The 22,695-nt window shown below is 65.6% G+C and carries 19 protein-coding genes; 4 read left to right on the forward strand and 15 right to left on the reverse strand.

Annotation, left to right across the window (positions count from 1 at the left end; all coding sequences use genetic code 11):
* Positions 1-13: 13 nt before the first annotated feature.
* The 6 genes from KYE46_RS13935 to hisD all read right to left on the reverse strand — a co-directional run bounded on the left by KYE46_RS13935 (position 14) and on the right by hisD (position 5,365).
* Entirely contained in the window at positions 14-1,132 is a 1,119-nt protein-coding gene (locus KYE46_RS13935) for an alpha-hydroxy acid oxidase (protein WP_219001294.1), read from the reverse strand.
* A gap of 98 nt (positions 1,133-1,230) precedes the next feature.
* Positions 1,231-1,785 (reverse strand): sulfopyruvate decarboxylase subunit beta, encoded by a 555-nt coding sequence (comE, locus tag KYE46_RS13940; protein WP_219001295.1) that lies wholly within the window; start codon positions 1,783-1,785, stop codon positions 1,231-1,233.
* Positions 1,782-2,288 carry a sulfopyruvate decarboxylase subunit alpha gene (gene comD / locus KYE46_RS13945; protein ID WP_219001296.1) on the reverse strand — a complete coding sequence of 169 codons (507 nt, stop codon included), beginning with the start codon at positions 2,286-2,288 and terminating at the stop codon, positions 1,782-1,784. The genes comE and comD overlap by 4 nt, the downstream gene beginning before the upstream one ends.
* A gap of 5 nt (positions 2,289-2,293) precedes the next feature.
* Positions 2,294-3,307 (reverse strand): zinc-dependent alcohol dehydrogenase, encoded by a 1,014-nt coding sequence (locus tag KYE46_RS13950; protein WP_219001299.1) that lies wholly within the window; start codon positions 3,305-3,307, stop codon positions 2,294-2,296.
* The gene (locus tag KYE46_RS13955; protein ID WP_219001300.1) at positions 3,304-4,065 is read right to left on the reverse strand and encodes an SDR family NAD(P)-dependent oxidoreductase; all 762 of its coding nucleotides are present in this window, start codon (positions 4,063-4,065) and stop codon (positions 3,304-3,306) included. Before KYE46_RS13955 ends, KYE46_RS13950 begins: the two co-directional genes overlap by 4 nt.
* A complete protein-coding gene (gene hisD / locus KYE46_RS13960) occupies positions 4,058-5,365 on the reverse strand; it encodes a histidinol dehydrogenase (protein WP_219001302.1) in 1,308 nt (435 codons plus the stop codon). Before hisD ends, KYE46_RS13955 begins: the two co-directional genes overlap by 8 nt.
* 169 nt (positions 5,366-5,534) lie before the next feature.
* On the opposite strand from hisD, the gene KYE46_RS13965 reads away from it, so the two are divergent.
* Positions 5,535-6,557: a LacI family DNA-binding transcriptional regulator gene (locus KYE46_RS13965; protein ID WP_219001304.1), complete on the forward strand. Its 1,023-nt coding sequence runs from the start codon at positions 5,535-5,537 to the stop codon at positions 6,555-6,557.
* A 153-nt stretch (positions 6,558-6,710) separates the two neighbouring features.
* Here the strand turns inward: KYE46_RS13965 and KYE46_RS13970 are convergent, their stop codons facing one another.
* From KYE46_RS13970 to KYE46_RS13995, 6 genes are all read right to left on the reverse strand, one after another.
* Positions 6,711-7,466 (reverse strand): ABC transporter ATP-binding protein, encoded by a 756-nt coding sequence (locus tag KYE46_RS13970; protein ID WP_219001306.1) that lies wholly within the window; start codon positions 7,464-7,466, stop codon positions 6,711-6,713.
* A gap of 65 nt (positions 7,467-7,531) precedes the next feature.
* On the reverse strand, positions 7,532-8,290 hold the full coding sequence (locus tag KYE46_RS13975; RefSeq protein ID WP_219001308.1) for an ABC transporter ATP-binding protein: 759 nt from the start codon (positions 8,288-8,290) through the stop codon (positions 7,532-7,534).
* 12 nt (positions 8,291-8,302) lie between these two features.
* Positions 8,303-9,526, reverse strand: coding sequence for a branched-chain amino acid ABC transporter permease (locus KYE46_RS13980; protein ID WP_219001310.1), 1,224 nt, complete (start codon positions 9,524-9,526; stop codon positions 8,303-8,305).
* A gap of 3 nt (positions 9,527-9,529) precedes the next feature.
* A complete protein-coding gene (locus KYE46_RS13985) occupies positions 9,530-10,561 on the reverse strand; it encodes a branched-chain amino acid ABC transporter permease (RefSeq protein ID WP_219001312.1) in 1,032 nt (343 codons plus the stop codon).
* A gap of 154 nt (positions 10,562-10,715) precedes the next feature.
* Positions 10,716-12,092 (reverse strand): substrate-binding protein, encoded by a 1,377-nt coding sequence (locus KYE46_RS13990; RefSeq protein ID WP_219001314.1) that lies wholly within the window; start codon positions 12,090-12,092, stop codon positions 10,716-10,718.
* Between the two features lie 240 nt (positions 12,093-12,332).
* A complete protein-coding gene (locus tag KYE46_RS13995; RefSeq protein ID WP_219001317.1) occupies positions 12,333-13,007 on the reverse strand; it encodes a spermidine synthase in 675 nt (224 codons plus the stop codon).
* Positions 13,008-13,240: 233 nt separating this feature from the next.
* Here KYE46_RS13995 and KYE46_RS14000 point away from each other — a divergent pair, with 233 nt between their 5' ends.
* From KYE46_RS14000 to KYE46_RS14010, 3 genes are all read left to right on the forward strand, one after another.
* A complete protein-coding gene (locus KYE46_RS14000; protein WP_219001319.1) occupies positions 13,241-16,447 on the forward strand; it encodes a reductive dehalogenase in 3,207 nt (1,068 codons plus the stop codon).
* A gap of 99 nt (positions 16,448-16,546) precedes the next feature.
* Positions 16,547-17,995, forward strand: coding sequence for a mannose-1-phosphate guanylyltransferase/mannose-6-phosphate isomerase (locus KYE46_RS14005; RefSeq protein ID WP_219001321.1), 1,449 nt, complete (start codon positions 16,547-16,549; stop codon positions 17,993-17,995).
* On the forward strand, positions 17,992-19,380 hold the full coding sequence (locus KYE46_RS14010; RefSeq protein WP_219001324.1) for a phosphohexomutase domain-containing protein: 1,389 nt from the start codon (positions 17,992-17,994) through the stop codon (positions 19,378-19,380). The genes KYE46_RS14005 and KYE46_RS14010 overlap by 4 nt, the downstream gene beginning before the upstream one ends.
* On the opposite strand, the gene KYE46_RS14015 is transcribed toward KYE46_RS14010, so the two are convergent.
* From KYE46_RS14015 to KYE46_RS14025, 3 genes are all read right to left on the reverse strand, one after another.
* Positions 19,365-21,473, reverse strand: coding sequence for a GumC family protein (locus tag KYE46_RS14015; RefSeq protein WP_219001326.1), 2,109 nt, complete (start codon positions 21,471-21,473; stop codon positions 19,365-19,367). The genes KYE46_RS14010 and KYE46_RS14015 overlap by 16 nt on opposite strands.
* Before the next feature lie 172 nt (positions 21,474-21,645).
* Positions 21,646-22,158, reverse strand: a complete 513-nt coding sequence (locus KYE46_RS14020; protein WP_219001328.1) for a peptide-methionine (S)-S-oxide reductase — start codon at positions 22,156-22,158, stop codon at positions 21,646-21,648.
* Positions 22,159-22,187: 29 nt separating this feature from the next.
* Positions 22,188-22,604: a GreA/GreB family elongation factor gene (locus KYE46_RS14025; protein WP_247716841.1), complete on the reverse strand. Its 417-nt coding sequence runs from the start codon at positions 22,602-22,604 to the stop codon at positions 22,188-22,190.
* Between the last annotated feature and the right edge of the window lie 91 nt (positions 22,605-22,695).

A 22,695-nucleotide genomic window follows, 5' to 3' on the forward strand; every position in this document is an offset into this window, starting at 1 on the left:
AAGACGACGCCTCTCACACGTTGGCCCCTCTGGCGATCGCGCCTTGGCCCAGATCGAGAGATGTCGCGCCGATCTGGGCAAGGGTGATGCTGGTCTCGTCCTTCAGCACCTGCCAAAGCGCCTGCAAGCCCTCCTCGCCGCCAGCTGCGATGGCGAATTGCAGGACACGGCCCAGGAACGTGAAATTCGCGCCCATGGCGTAGGCCTTCACCACGTCCTCGCCGCCACGCAGACCACTGTCGAAGAACAGCGGGAAGTCCGGGCCGACCGCCTCACGGATCGTGGGCAACGCGCGGATCGGAACCGGCGCGCTCTCCAACTGTCGCGCGCCATGGCTGGAGACCTGGATCGCATCGACTCCCGCCGCCTTCAGCGCGCCCGCGTCCTCGGCGTCGAGCACGCCTTTGACGACCAGCTTGCCGGGCCAGAGATCCCGCAGCTTGGCGAGGGTCGAGAAATCCGCCCGCGCGCGAGAGGCTTTTCGGTCGAAGTCGAAACCCTCCATCTGGAAGTTCGCCATATCGGGTTTTCCGGCGAGCAGCGAGGCAATGGACCAGCGCGGATGCAAGGCGAAATCGAGAAACTGCCGCGGCCCGATGCGGAACGGCATGGTGAACCCGCGGCGCAGCTCGCGCGGGCGGCGACCCACTTCGGGCACGTCGACCGTCAGCACAAGGGTCTGATATCCTGCGGCTTTCGCCCGCTCAACCAGCTTGAAGGTGCCCGAGCCATCGCCGGTGAAATAGAGCTGGAACCACGCGTTGCCCTGAGCCTCTTCGATCAGCGGCTCCATCGCGGTGGAGGCGACGGTCGAAACCCCGAGCGGCACGCCCTCGCGCGCGGCGAGCCGGGCCAGCATCATGTCGGCGCCGGGGCCGGAGAGGTTGCACATGCCCATCGGGCTGATCCCGAACGGCGCGGCGGTGCGCTGCCCGAAGAGGTCCACGCCGAGGTCGCGGCTGCTCACATCGCGCAACACCCGGGGACGCAGTTCCAGCGCGTCGAAGGCCGCACGGGCGCGCGCGGCACCGGCCTCTCCCCCGGCGGCGCCATCGATGTAATCGAAGACCATCCACGGCAGGCGTTTGCGGGCAAGGCGTCGGGCGTCCTGACTGGAGTGGATCTGGGGCATTCTCGCGCGCCGTGATTGAGGAGGGTTCCCGGCGGCACCGGGTAGGCGCCGCAGGGAGTGGGCAGCAGGCGGACACATACGGCCCGCCCGCGCCGCGATCAGCTTGCCACGGCCGTCATGAAGCGGTCGCGGATCACCACCGGATCCTTGGTGATGACCGGCAGCTTGATGTTGCCGCTGTCGCATTTCGACACGATGATCGTCATCTGCTTGGAATCGATCGCCGCCTGAAGGGCCGCGCCGGTGTCCTTGTCCTCGCAGACCACGACGTTCTCGCAGCCGCAGGCCTCGGCCACTTTCTCCAGCTTCGTCTTCTTGCCCGCATAGGTCGGCTGGTCCCCGGTCGAACCGTAGGAGCCGTTGTCGATGATCAGCAGGATGTAATTGTCGGCGACGTTGTTGGCGATCGTCGGCAAGGTGCCGAGGTTGGTCAGGACCGAGCCATCACCATCGATGGAGATGACGGTCTTGTCCTGTGCCAACGCCAGACCGAGGCCGATGGAAGACGACAGCCCCATGGTGCCGAGCATGTAGAAGTTGCGCTCGTTGTCGTCGATCATGTGCAGCTCCTGCGAGGGCAGGCCGATGTTGCAGACGACAAGGTGCGGGTTCAGGATGGGCGCGATCTCGCGCAGGATTTCGGAACGGATCATTGGTCGCCGTAGCCTCCCCAGAAGGACGCATCGGTAAGGATGGCCACAGGTTTGTTGCACATGAAGGTGTATTTCAGGATCGCGTCCAGCTCGTCCGCGTCACTCTCCTTGTGGAAGTGATAGGTCGGGATGTTCAGCTGGTTCAGGAGCGCCTTGGTATGGACCGCCATCTCGACCTGGCAGGCCACCGGCTCGCGCAGTTCGCCCCGGTAGGAGATCAGCATCGGCAGAGGCATCCGGTAGTACTGCGTCAGCGTGGCCAGCGTGTTGATCGTCACGCCGATCGCGGTGTTCTGCATGATGATCGCCGGGCGCTTGCCGCCCATGAACGCACCGGCGCAGAGACCCATGCCCTCGTCTTCCTTGTTGGCAGGGATGTGAAAGATCTCGGGCCGGGTCTCGACCTCGTCGATCACGCCGGCCAGCTGCTTGCAGGGAACGGTGGTGATGAAGGACACGTCGTTGGCGACGAAATCGTCAACGATCTTCTTTGAAATACTCACGGGCGTCACAAGCTCCTGTTGCTTGGGGTGGATTGATCATGGGGCCGCAGCACGATCTTGGGTGCGGCGACGCGGCCGGCGCGGATGTCGGCGAAGGCGTCAGCGCCTTCGGCCAGCGGGCGGGGCTGCGTCCAATCGAGAGGGCCGAGACGACCATCGAAAATCGCCGCTGCCGTGTCCCGGAAGTCCTGCGCCGTATAGGTGTAAGTGCCTGTAAAGGTTATCTCTTGCAAGGTCATTCGACGAATGTCGAGGCCGCCCTCGCCCTCCCCCAGACCGATGTGGGCAATCACCCCGCCGGGGCGCGCATGGGCCGAGGCGGTGGCCCGGGTTGCGGCGTAGCCCACGCCGTCGATCACCACGTCGAACATCGCGTCGGCGGGGAGGTCGTCGGGGGCTACGGCGACCTGTCGGCAAAGACCGTTCAGCACCTCGCGGCGAAGCGCGTTGGGCTCGAGGATCGTGACCTCGGTGATGCCTTGCGCCGCCAGCGACAGCGCCGCGCCGAGGCCGATGGCCCCGCCGCCGATCACCAGCGCTCGGTTCGCGTCCGGCACTGTCGCGCGGGCCAGCCGCACGGCGTGCCAGCCACAAGCGATAGGCTCGGCCAGACAGGCAGCGTCGAGGGAAACATGATCCGGCACGGTGACAAGGTTTTCGTCCCGCATCGCCACCAGCTCGGCAAAGGCCCCTTCGGTGGGCGGCATGGAGATGATCTGCCGCGTCGGGCAGAGGTTGTCGCGCCCCGAGAGGCAGGCCGGACAGGTGCCGCAGGTGACCAGCGGATTGAGCGTCACCCGTTCGCCCGCGCGGGGGCCGCCGACGATCTCTCCGGCGGCCTCGTGACCGAGGATCAGTGGCGCGGGGCGGCGGTCGTCATGGCCAAGGTAGGCATGCATGTCCGAGCCGCAGATGCCAACGGAAAAGACGCGGACAAGTTGTTGACCGGGACCGGCAACCGCGTCCTCGACCTCGCGATACGCGAGCGTTTCAGGGCCATCATACACAAGCGCCTTCATTTCGCGGTGTACCCCCCGTCGACCATCAGGACCTGCCCGGTGACGTAGGCCGAGGCCTCGGAGCAGAGGAACAGAAGCGGGCCGTCGATATCCTCCAGCGCGCCGTTGCGGCCCACGCAGGTCTGCGCGGCATTGCGCGCGGCGCGCTCGGGATCGGCGAAGACCGGCCCGGTGAGTTCGGTCGGGAAGAAGCCCGGCCCGATGGCATTGGCGTTGATGCCGTCGCACGACCACGCCTCGGCCATGGCACGGGTAAGCTGCGCAACGCCGGCCTTGGTGGCGCCGTAGGCCACGCCGCCCGGAAAGGCGCGCGTGGTCTGGAGCGAGGCGAAGTTGACCACCCTGCCCCATCCCTTCGCCCTCATCGCCGGAACCAGCGCCTGCGTCAGGAAGAACGGCGCGGCGAGGTTGAGGTTCATGGTGATGTCCCACCCCTCGGGCGTCACCTCGTCGGCGGTTTCGCGGGTGTTAATGCCGGCGGCATGCACAATGATGTCCGGCGGACCGAAAGGTGCAGAGATCCGCTGCGCGATCTGGTCAAGCGCCGCGCGGTCCGAGAGGTCGGCGGCGACGGCAGCGGCGGGGGGGCCGATGCGCTCGACCCAGTCGTTCAGCGCTTCGGCGCGCCGCGCCACGCCCACCACCCGCGCGCCCGCATCGGCCAGCACGTCGGCCGTGCGTTGCCCCAGACCGGAGGAGGCCCCGGTGACACATGCCACCCGGCCCCGCAGGTCGAAAAGGGCGCCCGCATCACGCATTGGCTGAGAGGTCGAAGTTTTCGTCGGGGAAGTATTTTGCCAGCCGCACATCGGCGGAACGGGCGTGGCCTTCCATCCCTTCAAGACGCGAGATCCGGGCCGTGGCAATTGCCACATCGCGCGAGCCTTCACGCGTCGCCTGCTGCCATGTGACGATTTTCATGTATTTGTGCACCGACAGGCCGCCGGTGTAGCTCGCCGCGCCCGAGGTGGGCAGCACGTGGTTGGTGCCTGATGCCTTGTCGCCGTAGGAAACGGTCGTCTCCTCGCCCAGGAAGAGCGAGCCGTAGCAGGAGAGACGCTCCTTCCACCATGGCAGATCCTCGGCCTGAACGGTCAGGTGCTCGGGCGCATATTCGTCGGAACAGGCGGCCATGTCCTCGCGGTCGGCGCAGACGATGACCTCGGCGTAGTCGCGCCACGCGGCGCGGGCGTTGTCGCGGTTCACCTCCGGGAGGTCGTCGATCAGCGCGGGGATGCGGTCCATGACATCTTCAGCCAGCGCGCGGCTGTCGGTGACGAGCCAGACGGGCGAGTTGTAACCATGCTCGGCCTGACTCACCAGATCGGTGGCGACCACGTGAGGGTCGGCGGTCGCATCGGCGAGGATCAGGCTGTCGGTCGGGCCCGCGATCATGTCGATGCCGACGCGGCCGAACAGATGGCGCTTGGCTTCGGCCACGAACTGGTTGCCGGGGCCGACGAGGATATTGGCCTTGGGCAGGCCGAAAAGGCCGAAGGTCATCGCCGCGATGCCCTGCACGCCGCCCATCGCCATGATCGTGTCGGCGCCGCAGATGTGGGCCGCGTAGACGATGGCAGGCGCCACGCCCACGCCGGGACGCGGCGGCGAGGTGGCGATGATGTGATTGCAACCGGCGACCTTGGCGGTGGTCACCGTCATGATGGCGCTGGCGATGTGGCTGTAGCGCCCACCCGGCACGTAGCAGCCCGCCGCATCGACCGGGATCGCCTTCTGCCCGGCGATGAGGCCCGGAACGACCTCCACCTCCACGTCGGAGACGGTGGCCTTCTGCGCCTCGGCGAAGCGGCGCACGTTGGCGTGGGCGAACTGGATGTCGGCCTTCAGCTTCTCGGGCACCAGGGCGGCGGCGGCCTCGATCTCTTCGGGCGTGAGGATGATGTTGCCCTCGTAATTGTCGAACTTCGCCGCGTATTCGCGGGCCTTGTCGTCGCCGCCGGCCTCGATGTCCGCCAGGATCGTGCGCACGGTCTCCTGTACGTCGGAGGCGTCGGAAGCCGAGGTCAGCGGCGCTTTCTTGAGATACTCTCTTGTCATCTGGCGAAGTCCTATCGGTGGCTCAAATCACGGTGGGAAGGCCTTGGCGCGTGACACTCTCGACGCGACGTGGCGATTCCGTCAGTAGCGTTGTAAGCCTTTACATCGCCACAATGCAAGCCTTTACATTTTGCACCCAAAAGCGAAAGCCGATAGGACGAATGACAAGATGACCGCGCCGCGCCCCACTCCAACCCTGCATGATGTTGCGAAGCTCTCGGGCTATTCGACGGCGACGGTCTCGCGCTGTCTGAATTTCCCGAAACAGGTCTCGGAGAAGACCCGCGCCAAGGTGATGGCGGCAATCGCGGAACTTGGCTATTCGCCCAACTTCGGCGCCCGGGCGATGGCGGCGCAGCGGACCAACACCATCGGCGCGATCATCCCGACGATGGAAAACGCGATCTTTGCGCGCGGGCTGCAGGCATTTCAGGAAGAGCTGAACGCCCACGGCTACACCCTGCTGGTCGCGAGCTCCTCCTACCGCGGCGATCTGGAAGAGAGCCAGATCCGCTCCTTGGTGGCACGCGGCGCCGACGCGCTCTTGCTGGTGGGCCACCAGCGCGCGCCGGAGATTTATCAGTTTCTGGAGGCGCAGCAGGTGCCGGCCGTGGTCACCTGGGCCTATGCCCCCGACGGCCCCCGCCCCTGCATCGGCTTCGACAACCGCGCCTCGATGCGGAAAATGGCTGAAGAGGTCCTGCGTCACGGCCATCGGCGGCTCGCGATGATTTCAGCCGCTTTCGCCAGCAACGACCGCGCGGTGGCACGGCGCGACGGAATCCTTCAGGCGCTGGAAGCCGCAGGTATGGCGCCGGAGGCGCTGCAGGTGATCGAGACGCCCTACGGCATCGAAACCGGAGCGGAGGCCTTCGCGGACCTGATGCAGGGCGAGGCACCGCCGACCGCAGTGCTCTGCGGCAACGACGTGCTGGCCGTCGGCGCGCTGAACCGCGCCCGTGAGATGGGTCTGTCGGTGCCCCGCGACGTGTCGATCGTGGGCTTTGATGATATCGAATTGGCGCAGGTGGCCTATCCGGCGCTTACCACCGTGCATGTGCCCCATCGCGAAATGGGACAAAAGGCGGCGGCGGCGCTGATCCGGCGGCTTGGCGGTGGCGGCGAGATCGCGGGGGAAGAACTGTTCACCGAATTGCGTCTGCGCGACAGTTTGGGGCCCGTGCCGGTTTGACCGCTCGGGAAGGAGCCGCCGGCGGCGTGACGCAGGCTGGCCGGGCTTTTGAGTTGTATTGGCCAAGATGAAGGAGGGAGCGGCGCACTCCAGCGACCGAGGCGTGCGGTGTGACGCGGGAAGCCTCCTTGTTGGCGTGCGGTGCGCCACGGCTCAGATGGCGAGGTATTCCTCGCGCAGGGCCTGGTTCTCCAGCACCTCTTTCGCGTCGCCGTCGAAGACAACGCTGCCGGTGTCGAGGATCACGGCACGGTCGGCGAGTTTGAGGGCGGCGACGGCGTTCTGCTCGACGATGATGGTGGTGATGCCTTGGTCGCGGATCAGGTTCAGCGTCTTCGCGATCTCCTGCACGATGACCGGGGCGAGGCCCTCGTAGGGTTCATCCAGCAGGAGGATCTTGATGTCGCGGGCCAGCGCGCGGGCGATGGCAAGCATCTGCTGTTCGCCGCCTGAAAGCGTCACGCCCTCCTGTTTGCGGCGCTCTTCAAGACGCGGGAAGAGTTGGTAGATGCGCTCCAGCGACCAGCCGATGGGCGGGGCGATCTGGGCGAGTTTCAGGTTCTCTTCCACCGTCAGGCCGGGGATGATCCGGCGATCTTCGGGCACCAGCGCCACGCCCGCCGCGCTGGCCTGATGGCTCTTCATCTGATGGAGCGGCTTGTGGTCGAGCCAAATTTCCCCGGCGCGCACTTCGGGCTCGTCTACGCGGGCGATGGCGCGCAGGGTGGAGGTCTTGCCGGCCCCGTTGCGACCCAGAAGCGCGAGGATCTCGCCCTCGTGCACTTTGAAGCTGATCCCCTGGACGATGTAGCTTTCGCCGTAATAGGCATCGACGTTCCAGACCGACAGGAACGCGGGCGTGGTGGCGGCGTTGTTGACGTTCGGATTGAAGGTGGTCGTTTCGGTCATCTGTAATCTCCGATCAGCGCGGGAGCGCAGGGGGCGGCGGCGATGTGGGCGGCGGCGGTGGCGGGTCAGACCTGCGCGTCGCCGAGGTAGGCTTCGCGGACCTTGGGATGGCCCTTGATGTTCTCGGGAATGTCCTCGACCAGTGGCGTGCCCTGGGCAAGTACGGTGATCCGGTCCGCAAGGCTGAAGACCACGTGCATGTCGTGCTCGATGATCGCCATCGTGATGTTGCGGGACTGGCGGATCTCTTTCAGCAGTTCGATCGTGTTGTTGGTGTCGGCCCGCGCCATGCCTGCCGTCGGCTCATCAAGCAGCAACAGACGCGGGTTCTGGACCAGCGACATCGCCATCTCCAGCCGCCGCTTGTCGCCGCGCGAAAGTGAGCCTGCGAGCATCTCGGTCTTCTTCTCCATGCCGACTTCGCGCAGCATCTCCATCGCCTGGGAGAGCACATCCGTCTCTTGCCCGATGGATTCGTAGGCGTGCAGCCGGAACGAGCCGTCGCGCCCGGCGAAGCAGGGGATCAGCACGTTTTCCAGCACCGTCTGATCGGCGAAGATCTCGGGCGTCTGGAAGACGCGGCTGATGCCCATCTGGTTGATCTGGTGCGGCTTGCGCCCGAGCACGTTCTGGCCGTCGAAGAGCACCGTCCCGCTGTCGGGGATCAGCTTGCCCACCAGCACGTTGAGCAGCGTCGACTTGCCGGCACCGTTCGGCCCGATGATGGCGTGGCAGCCGCCCTCCTGCACGTCGAGGTTCACGTCGCCCAGAGCCTGCAGGCCGCCGAAGCGTTTGTTCACGCCACTTACTTCAAGGATACCCATGGTCGTCGTCTCCTATTCGCCCGGCTTGGTGGCGGTTGTCGTATCGGCAGCCTCGCCCGTGACGGTGGTGTCGCCCTCGGTCTTGCGGCCGAAGAGCCCCGAGATACGCTTGCCGCCCTCCACGATGCCACCGGGCAGGAAGATCACCACCAGCATGAACACGAGACCCAGTGTCAGGTGCCAGCCGGAGCCCACGAAGGGGTAGATGATGTTCACCAGCGTGTTCTCCAGCCATTCCGGAAGGCCTGCGAACCAGTTGTGCAGAACGGTGGAGCCGATGGTCGAGATGATCGATTCAAGGTAGGCGATGACGCCGGCGCCGAGGATCGGGCCGATCAACGTCCCTGCCCCGCCGAGGATGGTCATCAGCACCACCTCGCCCGACGCGGTCCAGAGCATCCGCTCGGCCCCGGCCAGCGGGTCCATCGCGACCATCAGGCCACCGGCGAGGCCCGCATACATGCCCGAGATCACGAAGGCCGCCAGCGCATAGGGGCGCGGGTTGAGACCGGTGTAACTCATCCGGGTCTGGTTGGATTTGATCGCCCGCAGCATCAGGCCGAAGGGTGAGCGGAACAGCCGGACCGAGAGGTAGAAGGCCACCAGCATGACGAAACCGCAAAGGTAGTAGCCGACGTTGAAGGTGAAGTTCCAACCGGCGAGCGCCAGCTCGAAGCTCGACCCCATTTCCAGCCCGAAGAGGTGTGGCGCGGGGATGTTGCCGTCTGCTGCCTGCGTCGCGCCGATCACGCGCGGGTCGTTGAGCGAGAGCGTCAGGCCGGTTTCACCGCCCGTCACCGGGGTCAGCACCGAATAGGCCAGCGAGTAGCACATCTGTGCGAAGGCCAGCGTCAGGATCGAGAAGTAGATGCCCGTGCGCCGTAGCGAGACGAAGCCGATCAGCAGCGAGAACAGCCCCGCCACGATGACCGAGACGATCAGCGCCGGGATGACGTTCATCGTCAGCAGCTTCATCATCCAGACCCCGGCGTAGGACCCCACGCCCAGGAAGGCCGCGTGGCCGAAGGAGAGGTAGCCCGTGAGCCCGAAGAGGATGTTGTAGCCCACCGCGAAGATGCCGAAGATCACCAGCTTCTGCATCAGGTCCGGGTAGCCTGCGTTGAACTGCGCCATGCCGACGCCGTCAGGGAACGGGTTCAGGATGAATGGTGCGAATACCACCAGCGCCACGACGATCAGGAAGAGCCGGGTGTCTTTGCCGTTAAGTCCGAGCATTGCTCAATCCTCCATCACGCCCTTGCGGCCAAGCAGGCCACGGGGACGGGTCAATAGTACGATTACGGCGACGAGGTAGATGATCACCTGGTTGATGCCGGGAACGAGTTCGATGATCGCGGACATGGAGGCAAAGCTCTGCAGGATGCCGAGCAGGAAGCCCGCCAGCACCGCGCCGCCAAGGCTGCCCATGCCGCCGACAACCACCACCACGAAGCTGAGCACGAGGAAGTCCATCCCCATGTGGTAATTGGGCGAGAGGATCGGCGTGTACATGACCCCCGCGAGCCCCGCGACGACAGCCGCGATGGCGAAGACGATGACGAAGCGCCGGTCGATGTCGATGCCCAGAAGGCCCACCGTCTCGCGGTCGGCCATGCCGGCGCGCACGACCATGCCGAAGGTGGTGAACTGGAGGAAGGCGAAGACCGCGGCGATGATGATTGCCGAGAAGCCGAAGTATACGAGGCGCCAGTACGGATACATGATCGCGAAGGGATCGAAGCCGAAGAGCTGACCGATGTCGAAGGACCCGGTGAAGGCAGAGGGCGCGGGCGTCGGGATCGGGTTGGCGCCGTAGAAGGCCTTGATGATCTCCTGCAGGACGATGGCGAGGCCGAAGGTCACAAGGATCTGGTCGGCGTGGGGGCGCTTGTAAAAATGCTTGATCAGCCCGCGCTCGATGGCGACGCCGATGACCGCCATGATCGGGATCGCGATCAGCACCGAGAGCGGCACCGCCCAGTCGACCATCGCGTTGCCCACGCTCTCGCCGAACCACGACACCACGTAGGGCGTGTCGATGGTCATCGGGTTGCCGAGGAAGTCGGTCCGCGTCTCGTCCACGACCTCGTAGGAGGTGCCGAGCAGACGCTTGACGGTGACGGCGACGAAGGCGCCCATCATGAACAGGGCGCCGTGGGCGAAGTTCACCACCCCAAGGGTCCCGAAGATCAGCGTCAGCCCCAGCGCGATCAGCGCGTAGGCCGAGCCTTTGTCGAGGCCGTTGAGAACTTGAAGGATGATCGCTTCCATGGCTTTCCCCGTTCAGAAGGCAGAATTCATTCGGTCCGCGCCTGTCGATGCGCGGTTGCAACAATGGCCCACGTTGCGGCGGGCAATCGGTCGAGAGTGAAGAGAGAGGCATCGGGCCCCTGCGCGTGGCAGGGACCCGACGATTTGCTCACGATCAGGCGCCCGGGTTGCAGGTGCCCAGATCGCCGCCGGCGAAGTCCGGGTGATCGGTGGCGTAGGTCGCATCTTCGCGCGAGGTGATGTCGACGATTTCCACGAGATCGAATTCGTTCTCGGGGTTCTCCTTGCCGCGCACCACGACCACGTCCTTGAAGCACTGGTGATCGTCGGCACGGTAGAGGGTCGGGCCGTTGCCCAGACCGTCGAATTCGAAGCCTTCCAGCGCCTCGACCACGGAGCAGGGGTTGAAGCTGCCGCCCCGCGACACCGCGTCTGCGTAGAGCATGGTCTGAGCGTAGCAGGTCTGCGCGGCCTGCGACGGCGGGAAGCCGTATTCCTGACCGAAGGACTGAACGAAGGCATTGGTGCCCGCGTAGCGGTCGCCGCGCTCGTTCTCGATCTTCCAGTCCCAGTTCTGCGAGCCGAGGATGCCGGCGATGTTGCTGCCCGCACCACGTGCCATCAGCTCGGAGTAGAGCGGCACGACGATCTCGAAGTTGACGCCGTCCACCTGCAGGTCGCGCAGGCCGAACTGCACCGCTTGCGTCAGCGAGTTGACCATGTCGCCACCGTAGTGGTTCAGGATCAGCAGGTCGGCGCCGGAGTTGGCGACCGGGGTGATGTAGGACGAGAAGTCGCCCGCGCCCACCGGGGTCAGAACGGCGTTGGTGGTCTCCCAACCCATGTCCTCGGTGTAGGTCTGCATCGAGCGCTGCTGCGACCAGCCCCAGGTGTAGTCGGCAGTCAGGTGATAGGCGCGGCGGTCGGTGCCGTAAGCGGCCTCGAGGATCGGCGCCAGCGCACGGCCGGACTGCTCGGTGTTGAAGAAGTGGCGGAAGCCGTTGGCCCGGCGGTCCTTGCCGGTCGTGTCGTTGGAGTGGGTCAGGCCGGCCATGAAGATCACGCCGGCGTCCTGGCAGAGACCCTGCACGGCGATCGCCACACCGGAAGACGAGCCGCCGGAGATCATGATCGCCCCGTCGCGCTCGATCATCGAACGGGCCGAGGAGCGTGCGGCGTCGGACGACGTCTGCGTGTCACCGGTGACATATTCGACGCGGCGACCAAGGATACCCGTGCCGTCGAGCGCGCTGGACGAGAAGGTGTTGAGCATCCCGCCGTCGCCTTCACCGTTCAGGTGCTTGACCGCCAGCTGGAACGCGCGCAGCTCGTCCGCGCCCTCATCGGCGTAGGCGCCGGTCTGCGGCACGTTGAAGCCGAGCGTGACAGAGCTGTCGCCGGGCGCGTTGGTGAAGCCCGTATGTGCATCGGCCCAGACGCGGCCGGTGAAAATCGTGGGTACTGCAAGGGCGGCGCCCGTGACGGCACCTGACTTGAGCATGTTGCGACGGGTAAAGTTACCTTTCGACATGTCTTCCTCCTAACTGTGGAAAGACCCGGACCTCCCAATCCGGGCGAGGGTAATTACTACCCACGCCGAAGGTTGCAGCCCCCTTGAAAATTATCAACGAAGCCCTTTGGGCGAAATTTTATTCTGTTATTTTTTTTACAGGTGAGGGAAAAGTCGGATAAGTTTTCAGCCTACGTGGCTGATTTTACTTTGTAAAAAATTGAACCATACGGTTGTTCTCGCGGTCTTCTCTCTCGGCGTTCACCGCGCGCGGGCGATCCAGATCATGTGGCGGCTCCCCCGCCGGGCGCGGCTGGCGCGCACCTTGTGCTCGGTGGCATCAAAGCCGCACTGACCCAGACGCCGCGTGAAAGCCGCGTCGGGATGGGCGGACCAGACCGCGAGGATACCCCCCGGCACCAGCGCGCGCCGCGCGGCGTTCAGACCGGCGACCGAGTAGAGCCCATCATTGCCCGCACGCGTCAGCCCGTCCGGACCGTTATCGACATCGAGAAGGATCGCGGCAAAGCCTGCCCGCTCGGCCCGGATCATCGCACCCACGTCTCCGACAGCGATCCGCACCCTCGGGTCGTCGAGGCACTCGCCAAAGACCGGCGCCATGTGGCTCCGCGCCCAGTCGACGAGTTCCGGCACGATCTCGGCCACGATCAACTCGGCCTCAGGCGGCGCGACGTCTTGGGCCGCGCGCAGGGTAAATCCCATGCCAAGACCGCCGATCAGCACGCGCGGCGCGGAGGACTTGGGCAGCGCCTCGAGCGCGAGGGTCGCGAGCGCCTCTTCCGAGCCGCCGAGCCGCGAATTCATCAGCTCGTTGCCCCCCTCCAGCCGGATCGAGAACTCGTCGCCGCGCCGCGACAGGCGAAGTCGGTCACCTTCAGGCGCGGTGGCATCGGCCAGATGTATCCATGGCTGCATGGCAATGTCCCCTCTTTGTGCAGCACATGAAGCCCCGGCGCGAGAAATGCAACGCGAGGCGCGCAGCCGCTTCTTGCACAAGAAGAGACCGCGAGGACCGCCCGTCAGGGGTTGCCTTCCCGCCAGCGCGAGGCCAATTTCACCGCCGATCACCCCAGTGACGGACAAGTTCCACTCCGGCTACCGCCCCGCGCGGCCCCCGCTGCCGACCCAGATGATACCAAGGATGGCCGATGACCCTGCGCTTCTTCTCTGACAAAAAGCGCCCCGTGCACATGGGCCCCTTCCCTTGCGAACGCCTTGCGCGACTGACCGGAATGCCGGACCTCTCCATGGTGCCGCCTGCGCGGCAGTTGTCCTTCGAGGCCGAAGATTCTCGCTCCATCATCAACGCGATGCGCGAGCATCAGGCGATGCTGGACGCCATCCGCGACGGGCTGGTGAACAGGAAGGTGGCCGAGGCCCCCACCGATCCGCAAGAGCGCGCCCGGCACCTGAAGGCCTTCGGATATTTCTCGGACGCGGCCGTGGTGGGCATCTGCGATTTGCCCCGCGCCGCGTTGCTGGAGAAGCCGCATGTGAACCCCGACGTCGGCCGCCTCGCCCAGGATTTGCGCACCCGACAGACCAAGACGCTGGCCGCCGGGATCGACATGATCATGGCGGACCTCAAGGAGAGCATGGAGGCGCCGCCCTCGGGCATCGAGGGGCACACCCATGCGCTGGTCGTCCTGTTCGAGAACCCGCGCGCGCCCGAGGCTGACGAACCCGGCACCGGCTGGATCGCCGACGCGCAGGCCCACCGCGCCGGGCTGCTGGCCTCGGAAGCCGCCGTGGTCCTTGCCAACTACCTGCGGGTTCTGGGACACCCCGCGCGCGGACATACGGCGTCGAGCGCCGATGTAGACCTGCACAAGCTGGCCGTCGCGGCGGGCCTTGCGACCGTTGAAGACGGGGAGTTGACCCACCCCTACATCGGCACGCGCTTCGGTCTCGCCGCCGTGACCACCAGCTTCGAGATGGCCCCCGACAGCCCCCTCGCGCCGCTGGACGCGCAGCCGAAATCCGCCTTCGGGCTCGGCTGGAAACTCGGCACGGCCTCAGCCCGGAATGCGCTCAACGCCCTGCCCTACGCCAAGCGCCGCTTCGTCGACGGCGCCCATCCCTTCGAGACGCTCAAACGCGTGGAGGAGCCGACCACCTACATCGACGAGCCAAACGTGGCGCGGGTGCCCAAGCGCACGGACATGTTCGCGCGCGGCCAGTTCGGCGACATGGGCAAGAAGATGCAGGAGGCCGCGAAGGGCGGACATTACGTGCGCAAGGCCGCGCCCTCCATGGCGCAGCGCCGTGCGCTCGGGGCCTTCGTGCTGCTGCAGGACGGCACTCCCGCTCCTGAGAAAATCCACCTCGACCCGCAAGAGGCCGCCGAGTTGGTCAAGGCCACGAGCTACTGGCTCGGCGCCGACGCCATCGGCATCTCGCGCTGCCCCGACTGGACGTGGTACAGCCACGACGCGCGCGGCGAGGCGATCGACCCGCCCCACGATCAGGCGATCAACATGATCATCGACCAGGGCTACGAGACGATGGAGGGCTCCAGCGGCGACGACTGGATCGCCGTGGCGCAATCGATGCGCGCCTACCTCCGCTTCTCGCTGATCGGCGGGGTCATCGCGCGGCAAATCCGCAACCTCGGCTATAGCGCCAAGGCCCATACCGTGATGGATGGCGAGGTGCTGCAACCGCCGCTCCTGCTCCTGTCTGGCCTCGGTGAGGTCAGCCGTATCGGCGAGGTCATCCTCAACCCCTTCCTCGGCCCGCGCCTGAAGTCCGGCACGGTGACGACGGACCTGCCCCTCGCGCACGACAAGCCCATCGACTTCGGCCTGCAGCGCTTCTGCGAAAGCTGCAACAAATGTGCGCGCGAATGCCCCTCCGGCGCGATCACGGCGGGGCCAAAGCTGATGTTCAACGGCTACGAAATCTGGAAAAGCGACAGCCAGAAATGCGCCACTTACCGGGTAACGACGCCGGGCGGGGCCATGTGCGGGCGCTGCATGAAGACCTGCCCGTGGAACCTCGAAGGGATCTTCAAGGAAAAGCCGTTCCAATGGGCCGCGATGAAGGTGCCGCAGCTTGCACCGGCGCTGGCGAAGCTGGACGACGTGGTGGAGAACGGGACCCTCAACCCCGTGAAGAAATGGTGGTGGGACCTCGAGATCGACGAGGACGGCGGCTATCGCCCGACACCCCATCCGGTGAACGCGCGGGCGCTGCAGAAAGACCTCGACCTGCGCTACGAGGACCAGACCCTCGCCGTCTACCCCGCACCGCTGGCCCCGCATCCCTACCCCTATCCCTTCCCGATGGACCGCGAGGCCGGGATCGCCGCCTACCAGGCGATGATCACCGCCGAGGAATACAAGGCCCTGCTGGAACGGGACGAGCGCGGCCACCTGCATGTCTACACCGCCGAAGGCGAAAGCCCTGTGATACAGGTGGAGATCACCCGCGCCGAGGTGAGCGCCGAGGGCGTGACGCTCTACGACTTCGCCCCGGTGAATGGCGGACTGCTGCCGAAATGGCGCGCGGGCGCGCATCTCGATATCGTCGTGGCGCCCGAGTTCCTGCGCCAATACTCCATGTGCGGCGACCCGGCCGATCGCAGCCGCTACCAGATTGCAGTGCTGCGCGAAGAGGCGGGACGCGGCGGCTCCAAGCTGATGCACCGCATTTTCACCGAGGGGCGGCGGGTCTTTATTTCCCGCCCGATCAATCACTTCCCCCTCGACGCTCATGCAACGAAGTCCTTCCTGATGGGGGGTGGCATCGGCATCACGCCAATGATCGCCATGGCCCATGAGCTCCACGCCGCGGGCCGTGATTTCGAGATGCATTACTCCGGCCGCTCCCGCGCCACGATGGGCCTCCTCCCCGAGATCGCCGCCGCCCCCTGGGCCGACCGCGTGCGCCTCCACGTCACCGACGAAGGCTCCCGCGCCGATTTCGCCGCGATCCTCGAAGGCTACCGTCCCGGCTGGCACCTCTACACCTGCGGGGCAGAGCGCTACATGGCGAGCGTCATGGAAGCCGCCGAGGCCGCCGGCTTCCCCGAAGAGGCGCGGCATCTGGAGTATTTCTCGGTCCCCGAGGTGCCCGATTACGTGAACCACCCCTTCCACCTGAAGCTCGCCCGCTCGGGCCGCACCCTGGAAGTGCCCGCCGACAAAAGCGCGACGGATGTGCTGGCCGAGAACGGCATCCAGGTGGATGTGAAATGCTCCGACGGTATTTGCGGCGTCTGCAAATGCGGGCTGATTTCCGGTGATGTGGAGCACCGCGATTTCGTCCTGTCGAAGGCCCAGCGCGAGAGCGGCGTGATCCTCTGCCAAAGCCGCGCGGCGGAGCCGGGCGGAACCATCGAAGTGGACCTCTGAGCGGGCGTTAACCTCTTGGCGGGGTTGAGACATCGCATCACAGGGACAGGTCCGCGATTTGCCGATAACCTTGCGGGCAACAGGGGCGGAAGGGACAGCATGACAGATTTGATCCACCCGGTTCTGTTGTGCGGCGGCTCGGGCACGCGGCTCTGGCCCTTGTCGCGGAAATCCTTCCCCAAGCAATTCGTGCAACTGGTCGGCGAAGAGAGCCTGTTTCAATCCACCGCCCGCCGCTTGTCGGCGCCGGGCTTTGCCGCACCCGCCCTCGTCACCGCGTCTGATTTTCGTTTCATCGTGCTGGAACAGCTCGCCGCCGTGGAAATCGGTGCGGCAGAGGTGCTGATCGAGCCGACCGTCAAGAACACCGCCCCCGCTGTCTGCGCGGCCGCCCTGTCGCTGCATGACCGCGCGCCGGGAGCCCTCATGCTCGTGGTGCCTTCGGATCACGTGATCCCCGACGCCACCCATTTCCGCGAGACGATTCCCGCCGCCCTGCCCGCCGCGCGGGACGGGCAGATCGTGACCTTCGGCGTGCGCCCCGACCGCGCCGAGACGGGCTATGGCTGGCTGGCGTTGAGCCGCGCCCCCGACCCCGATTTCAGCGCCACGCCGCAAAAGTTGAAATCCTTCGTCGAAAAGCCCGACCCCGCCACCGCCGAGGCGCTTCTGGCTGGCGGGATGCACCTGTGGAACTCCGGCATCTTCCTGTTCTCCACCACCACGATCCTTGCGGCGTTCCAGACCCACGCGCCAGAGGTGCTCGCCCTCACCCGCGCGGCCCTGCAAGACGCGCAGCCAGATCTGGGCTTCACCCGGTTGGCCCCCGATCCGTGGGAGGATCTGACCAACATTTCAATCGATTACGCGGTGATGGAGCAGGCGCAGAACATGACGGTCGTGCCTTACGACGGGGCTTGGTCCGACCTTGGGGATTGGCAAGCCGTTTGGCGCAACGAGGCGGCCGACGGCGCGGGGGTCGTGACGATGGGCCCATCGGTACCGCTCGACTGCACCGACACGCTGCTCCACGCGACCCATGCGCGGCAGGAGTTGGTGGGCATCGGGCTCGACAACATCATCGCGGTGGCCATGCCCGACGCGGTGCTCGTGGCCCACAAGGACCGCGCGCAAGACGTCAAGGAGGCGGTCGCCCAGATGAAAGCGCGCGGCACCCCTCAGGCCGAGACCCTGCCCCGCGATTACCGCCCCTGGGGGTGGTACGAGAGCCTGATCGTCGGCCCGAAGTTCCAGGTCAAACGGATCACCGTCCACCCCGGCGCGGCGCTGAGCCTGCAAAGCCACAAGCGCCGGGCGGAGCATTGGGTCGTGGTCGAGGGACGCGCGCAGGTGACGATCGACACGGAGGTTACGATCGTGGAGGAAAACCAGTCGGTCTACATCCCCATCGGCGCCAGGCACCGGCTCGAAAATCCGGCAGAGACGCCCCTGACCCTGATCGAAGTCCAGACCGGCGACTATTTCGGCGAGGATGATATCCACCGCTACGAGGATCTCTACGCGCGAGGCTTGGGCCGGAAGCCATGAGGGCGTTGACCTGCTTCAAGGCCTACGATGTGCGCGGCCGGATGGGCGTCGATCTCGACGAAGACATCGCCTACCGGATCGGGCGCGCGTTTGCAGGCGTCCTTGCGGCAAGAACGGTGGTGCTAGCACGCGACGTTCGGCCCTCGTCCAATGCGCTCTCCGATGCCGTCGCAAGGGGGCTGGTGGCGGCAGGCTGCCGGGTGCTCGACCTCGGGCTGGCTGGCACGGAAGAGATGTATTGCGCGACCTCGGTCTTCGGCGCGGACGGCGGGATCTGCGTTACCGCCTCGCACAATCCGGTCGATTACAACGGCCTGAAAATGGTGCGTGCGGGCTCGGCGCCGCTTGACGCGGAGACCGGGCTTCTGGCGATCAAAGCCCTTGCCGAGACAGACGTTTTCGCGGCGCCGGACGCGGCGGGAGAGGTCGTGGAGACGGCGGCAGAGGCGCGCGCGGCCTATGTCGCGCGGGTCACGGAGTTTGTCGATATCGACGCGCTGAAACCTCTGAAAATATTGGTGAATGCAGGTCACGGGACGGCAGGCCCCTGCTTTGACGCAATCGCCGAGGCGCTTGATCAACGGGGCAGCCCGCTCCGCTTCGAGCGACTGTTCCACGAGCCGGACGGCAGCTTCCCTGAAGGCCTGCCCAACCCGCTCTTGCCCGAGAACCGCACAGCCACGGCGCGGGCCGTGACCGAAACCGGTGCCGATTTTGGTGTCGCGTGGGACGGCGATTTCGACCGCTGCTTCTTCTTCGATCAAGAGGGCCGCTTCATCGAGGGCGAATATATTGTCGGTCTCCTGGCGCAGGCTTTCTTGGAGCGGGAGCCCGGCGGCACGATCATCCACGACCCGCGAGTGATCTGGAACACCTGCGACGTGATCGCCAAGGCCGGGGGCCACGCGGTGCAGAGCCGGACGGGCCATGCCTTCATCAAGCAGGCGATGCGGGACGTGGATGCGGTCTATGGCGGCGAGATGTCGGCGCATCATTACTTCCGCGATTTCTTCCACTGCGACAGCGGGATGATCCCCTGGCTGCTGATCGCCGAGTTGGTCAGTCGCCACGGCCCGCTGGCTGATCTGGTGGCAGCCCGGCGTGCGGCCTTTCCTTCCTCGGGTGAGATCAATTTCCAGATCGCGAACCCTCGGGAGGCCATGGGGCGCGTGTACGATGCTCTCGCGGCGGCGGCGGTCTCAATGGACGAAACCGATGGGCTGAGCCTCGACATGGGGCGCTGGCGCTTCAACCTGCGCTGCTCGAACACCGAAGATCTCCTGCGCCTGAACGTGGAGGCGCAAGCCGACGCGGCGCTGGTGGCCGAGGGCGTATCGCGCGTGACAGCGATCGTGCTTGGCGACGGCAGTCATTCCGCAGCGTAGTAGCCCGCGGCATAGCCGTCGTAGCCGTATTGGCCGCCGTAGCCGTAGCCCTTCATCTTGCGTTGATCGACCTGCGTCAGCACGGCGCCATCCGCACTTTGGCCTATGGATTCGAGCATCTCCAGCCCCTGACGGACCTGCGTGCGCGAGGTCGCGCCCCACCGCACCGCGAACACGGTGAGGTCGGCGTAGCGCGACAGCACCCGCGCGTCGGGCACGGCCAACACGGGCGGGCTGTCGATGATGATGTGGTCGTAGCGCTCACGCAGCCGGGACATCAACTCGTTGAACCGACGCGATTCAAAGAGGTCGGCGGCGTTGAATTCTCCTCCCGATCCCATCAGCACCTCTACCCCCAGATCCGGGTCGTGCAGGTCGACGGAATCGGGAGCGACGCGGCCCAGAAGCACGTCGAGCAACTTCACACCGCCTTCTCGATCCTCGTCAAAATAAGCGCGCAGGGTCTGGCGCCGTATGTCGGCCTCCAGAAGGAGCACCCGGCGCCCTTCCAGCGACCCCATGTAACGCGCGAGGGAAAGGGAGAGCGTGGTCTTGCCCTCCCCCGGCACGGAGGACGTCACGAGGATCACCTGCGGTTCCGCGTCTGGGGTGACCATCAGGATCGACGTCCGCAGGTTGCGCACCGCCTCCGAGAAAACGGAGGTGGGCTTGTCTTTCAGCGACTGCAGCACGGCTTTCCGCCCGCGCGAGGCCATCGCCGGGAGCGAGCCCAGGACCTTCATTCCGGCGTAAAGGCGCAGATCCTCGGAGGTGCGGAAGCCAGCGAAGCGCCACTCTCGCACCAACGCAACCGCCGCCCCGAGCATCGCGCCGAAGATCGCCATCATGCCCATCATGACCACCACCCGCGGGCTGGACGGCCCGCGCGGTACGGCTCGCGAGAGCACGATGCTGTCGGCACTCTCCAACCCCTGTTGGATGCTCGCCTCCTGCAGGCGGGTCAGGAAGGTCTCGTAGAGCAGGCGCGACGCGGCAAGTTCGCGCTCTAACTGCTGCAGGCCGATCAACTCGTCCGACTGCACCGAGATCTGCGCAGTCAACTCGTCGGCCGAGCGGCGCAGCGAGGCGAGCTGCGCCTGCCTGCGCCGCATGTCTTCAGCCAGGTCTTCCCCGAGTGCTGCGAGCGCGTCCTGCGCCGCCGCCTCGCTCAACCGACCGGTCTGGTAGCGCTGGAGGATGCCGGCAAACCGCGCGTCATCCGAGGCCGCTACGACGTCGATCAAGGCGGCGAAGTCTTCCGCTGCGTCCATCGCCGCGCGCATTGCCTGCTCCTGCGCCAGCCGCGCCTGTGCCTCCTCCGCGCGGGTGCGCAGGTCGCGCAGTTGCAGGTTCTGCGCCTGCAATAGCTCACTGTCGATCACGTCCGAGCCTTCCAGCCGCTGCGCAAGCTCCTGTTCCAGCGTCTCGACCGAGGCTTCAAGCTCCGAGGTTCTCTCGGACAAGAACCCGATGGCGCGGGTGGCGTCGTCAAGCTTCTGGCGGATCTGATTGTCGATATAGATCTCGGCCAAGGTATTGACGATATTGGCCGATTTGAAGGGGTCCGTGGTTTCGATCTGGATGTTGAACGCAAGGGACTGACGTATGTTCGTGATCGATAGCCGCCCGATCACGGTGTCGATCACCGCATCGCGCATCCGCGCCTCGGGCGGCATTTGTCGGTCTGCCCCGGTGAGCATGAGGCGCGCACGCTCCATCAGGCGCGGGGGCGCGAGATGTCGATTGAACTCCGGGTCCAAGACGAGGTCCGCCTCATCCACCAGCCGTCCAATCAGGGAGCGCGACAAAAGCACCTGCACCTCGGTGTTGAGGCCGACCGGGTCCATGCCGCCGCCGCCGAATATGCTTTCGATATCGCCGATGACCTGCTGTTGTTGAGCGTCAAAAGCGATCGTGGTTCGTGCCGGATACATCGGCACCGCAACGCGGGTCGCATAGAGGAAGGCCGCAACGATGCCCATTGCGGCGAAAGCCACGATCCACAGCTTGCCGCGCCAGATAACAGCGAAAAGCGCGATCAGGTCGATTTCGTCGGTTTGCGATGGCGGCGACGCGGTGGCTGCTCGGGTCATGCGGACCTTCTGGTAATGACACGTTCTTCGGGCCCCGGCCGCTTCTGCAACCGAACACCGCGCGACAGGGACGCGCCAATCCTCCGGCTGACATAGCGGACCGCGACCTGCCCTCACTTGATAGGGCAGCGATCGTTAACGCGGGGTTAACGCAGGCTTACGGGGCATCGCTTCAGAGGGCAGAGGGTTCCAGAAACCGGCGGTAGTCGGCGCGCAGTTTGTCCAGCTTGGGATCGATATATCGCGTGCAGAACTGGTTGCCGGCGTTCTTCTCGCCATAGTTCTGGAAGCGAGGGTCGGATGGCTTGAACGCCTCGCACCGCAGAACGCGGGTGACGTAGTCGGCCTCATCCGCCTCGCGCCGCTCCGCAAGGAGGCGCTCCGCATCCCGCTCTTGCTCCGCTGTGAAGACATAGATCGCGCTGCGATATTTGCCGCGCATCTTGTGGTTCGACGTGCTGGCATGGGTGCGCAGATGGATCTCGATCAAGGCAGACAGTGGTATCTCCGCAGGGTCCCACTCAAGAAGAACCGCCTCCGAAAAATTGTCATCGGGCGGCGCGGCGCTGATGAAGCCCTGCTGCACCTCGACCCCGCGCAGCGCGGCGAAGACCGCCTCGGTACACCAGTGGCAGCCGCCGCCGAAGCCCACGCGGGGCGGAGGGTTAACCTGCACGTCAGTCATTCGGGCCCCTCCCCTGCGTCGCACTCGCGTCAGGCGACGTCGTGCACCTTGAGCGTGCGGCCATTGAAGCTGCACGTCTCACCGGCGCGCAACCCTTCCAGCGCCTTGTAGATCGGCGCGGCGGTGGAAATGCCGATGTAGGTCTCGCCCTCGGCCTCGAACTCGCCGGTCGAGACCGCGACGACCAAATGTCGGCGTCCGAGGTCCACCACGGCACCTTCGCTCACTTCAGTCTTGGGGTCAAAATCGATGACCCGCAGGCGCGTAAGCTTTTCTTCGTAATTGTGCACCTGATCGTCGAAAGCCTCGGCCAGATCGGCGGCAGTTTCGGCCTGCGCCTGCTCATCGCTCTCAATGGGCTCGGTCCGGTCCAGACGCGCGGAGGACAGGAATTGCTCATATTTCTTGGTGGCTTGGGCCAGGTCAGCCTCTGTCAGCTTCAACATCGTTTCTTTCAAACGGGTCTTGTCCATGGGTCTATCCCTTCAGTTTGCAGACGCATTGGGAGAAGCCATCGCGGCCTCCCCCTCTTGCCTA

This window comes from Gymnodinialimonas ceratoperidinii (assembly GCF_019297855.1).
Taxonomy (GTDB): Bacteria; Pseudomonadota; Alphaproteobacteria; order Rhodobacterales; family Rhodobacteraceae; genus Gymnodinialimonas; species Gymnodinialimonas ceratoperidinii.

Excerpts from the sequence above, each read along its gene's own strand:
- KYE46_RS14000 (WP_219001319.1), top strand. The coding sequence starts at position 13,241 with ATGACCCTGCGCTTCTTCTCTGACAAAAAGCGCCCCGTGCACATGGGC.
- KYE46_RS13965 (WP_219001304.1), top strand. The coding sequence starts at position 5,535 with ATGACCGCGCCGCGCCCCACTCCAACCCTGCATGATGTTGCGAAGCTC.
- KYE46_RS14025 (WP_247716841.1), bottom strand. The coding sequence starts at position 22,604 with ATGTTGAAGCTGACAGAGGCTGACCTGGCCCAAGCCACCAAGAAATAT.
- KYE46_RS13995 (WP_219001317.1), bottom strand. The coding sequence starts at position 13,007 with ATGCAGCCATGGATACATCTGGCCGATGCCACCGCGCCTGAAGGTGAC.
- KYE46_RS14015 (WP_219001326.1), bottom strand. The coding sequence starts at position 21,473 with ATGACCCGAGCAGCCACCGCGTCGCCGCCATCGCAAACCGACGAAATC.
- KYE46_RS13990 (WP_219001314.1), bottom strand. The coding sequence starts at position 12,092 with ATGTCGAAAGGTAACTTTACCCGTCGCAACATGCTCAAGTCAGGTGCC.
- KYE46_RS13985 (WP_219001312.1), bottom strand. The coding sequence starts at position 10,561 with ATGGAAGCGATCATCCTTCAAGTTCTCAACGGCCTCGACAAAGGCTCG.
- hisD (WP_219001302.1), bottom strand. The coding sequence starts at position 5,365 with ATGACAAGAGAGTATCTCAAGAAAGCGCCGCTGACCTCGGCTTCCGAC.
- KYE46_RS13970 (WP_219001306.1), bottom strand. The coding sequence starts at position 7,466 with ATGACCGAAACGACCACCTTCAATCCGAACGTCAACAACGCCGCCACC.
- KYE46_RS13975 (WP_219001308.1), bottom strand. The coding sequence starts at position 8,290 with ATGGGTATCCTTGAAGTAAGTGGCGTGAACAAACGCTTCGGCGGCCTG.
- KYE46_RS13935 (WP_219001294.1), bottom strand. The coding sequence starts at position 1,132 with ATGCCCCAGATCCACTCCAGTCAGGACGCCCGACGCCTTGCCCGCAAA.
- KYE46_RS14010 (WP_219001324.1), top strand. The coding sequence starts at position 17,992 with ATGAGGGCGTTGACCTGCTTCAAGGCCTACGATGTGCGCGGCCGGATG.
- KYE46_RS13950 (WP_219001299.1), bottom strand. The coding sequence starts at position 3,307 with ATGAAGGCGCTTGTGTATGATGGCCCTGAAACGCTCGCGTATCGCGAG.
- KYE46_RS14020 (WP_219001328.1), bottom strand. The coding sequence starts at position 22,158 with ATGACTGACGTGCAGGTTAACCCTCCGCCCCGCGTGGGCTTCGGCGGC.
- KYE46_RS13955 (WP_219001300.1), bottom strand. The coding sequence starts at position 4,065 with ATGCGTGATGCGGGCGCCCTTTTCGACCTGCGGGGCCGGGTGGCATGT.
- KYE46_RS14005 (WP_219001321.1), top strand. The coding sequence starts at position 16,547 with ATGACAGATTTGATCCACCCGGTTCTGTTGTGCGGCGGCTCGGGCACG.
- KYE46_RS13980 (WP_219001310.1), bottom strand. The coding sequence starts at position 9,526 with ATGCTCGGACTTAACGGCAAAGACACCCGGCTCTTCCTGATCGTCGTG.
- comE (WP_219001295.1), bottom strand. The coding sequence starts at position 1,785 with ATGATCCGTTCCGAAATCCTGCGCGAGATCGCGCCCATCCTGAACCCG.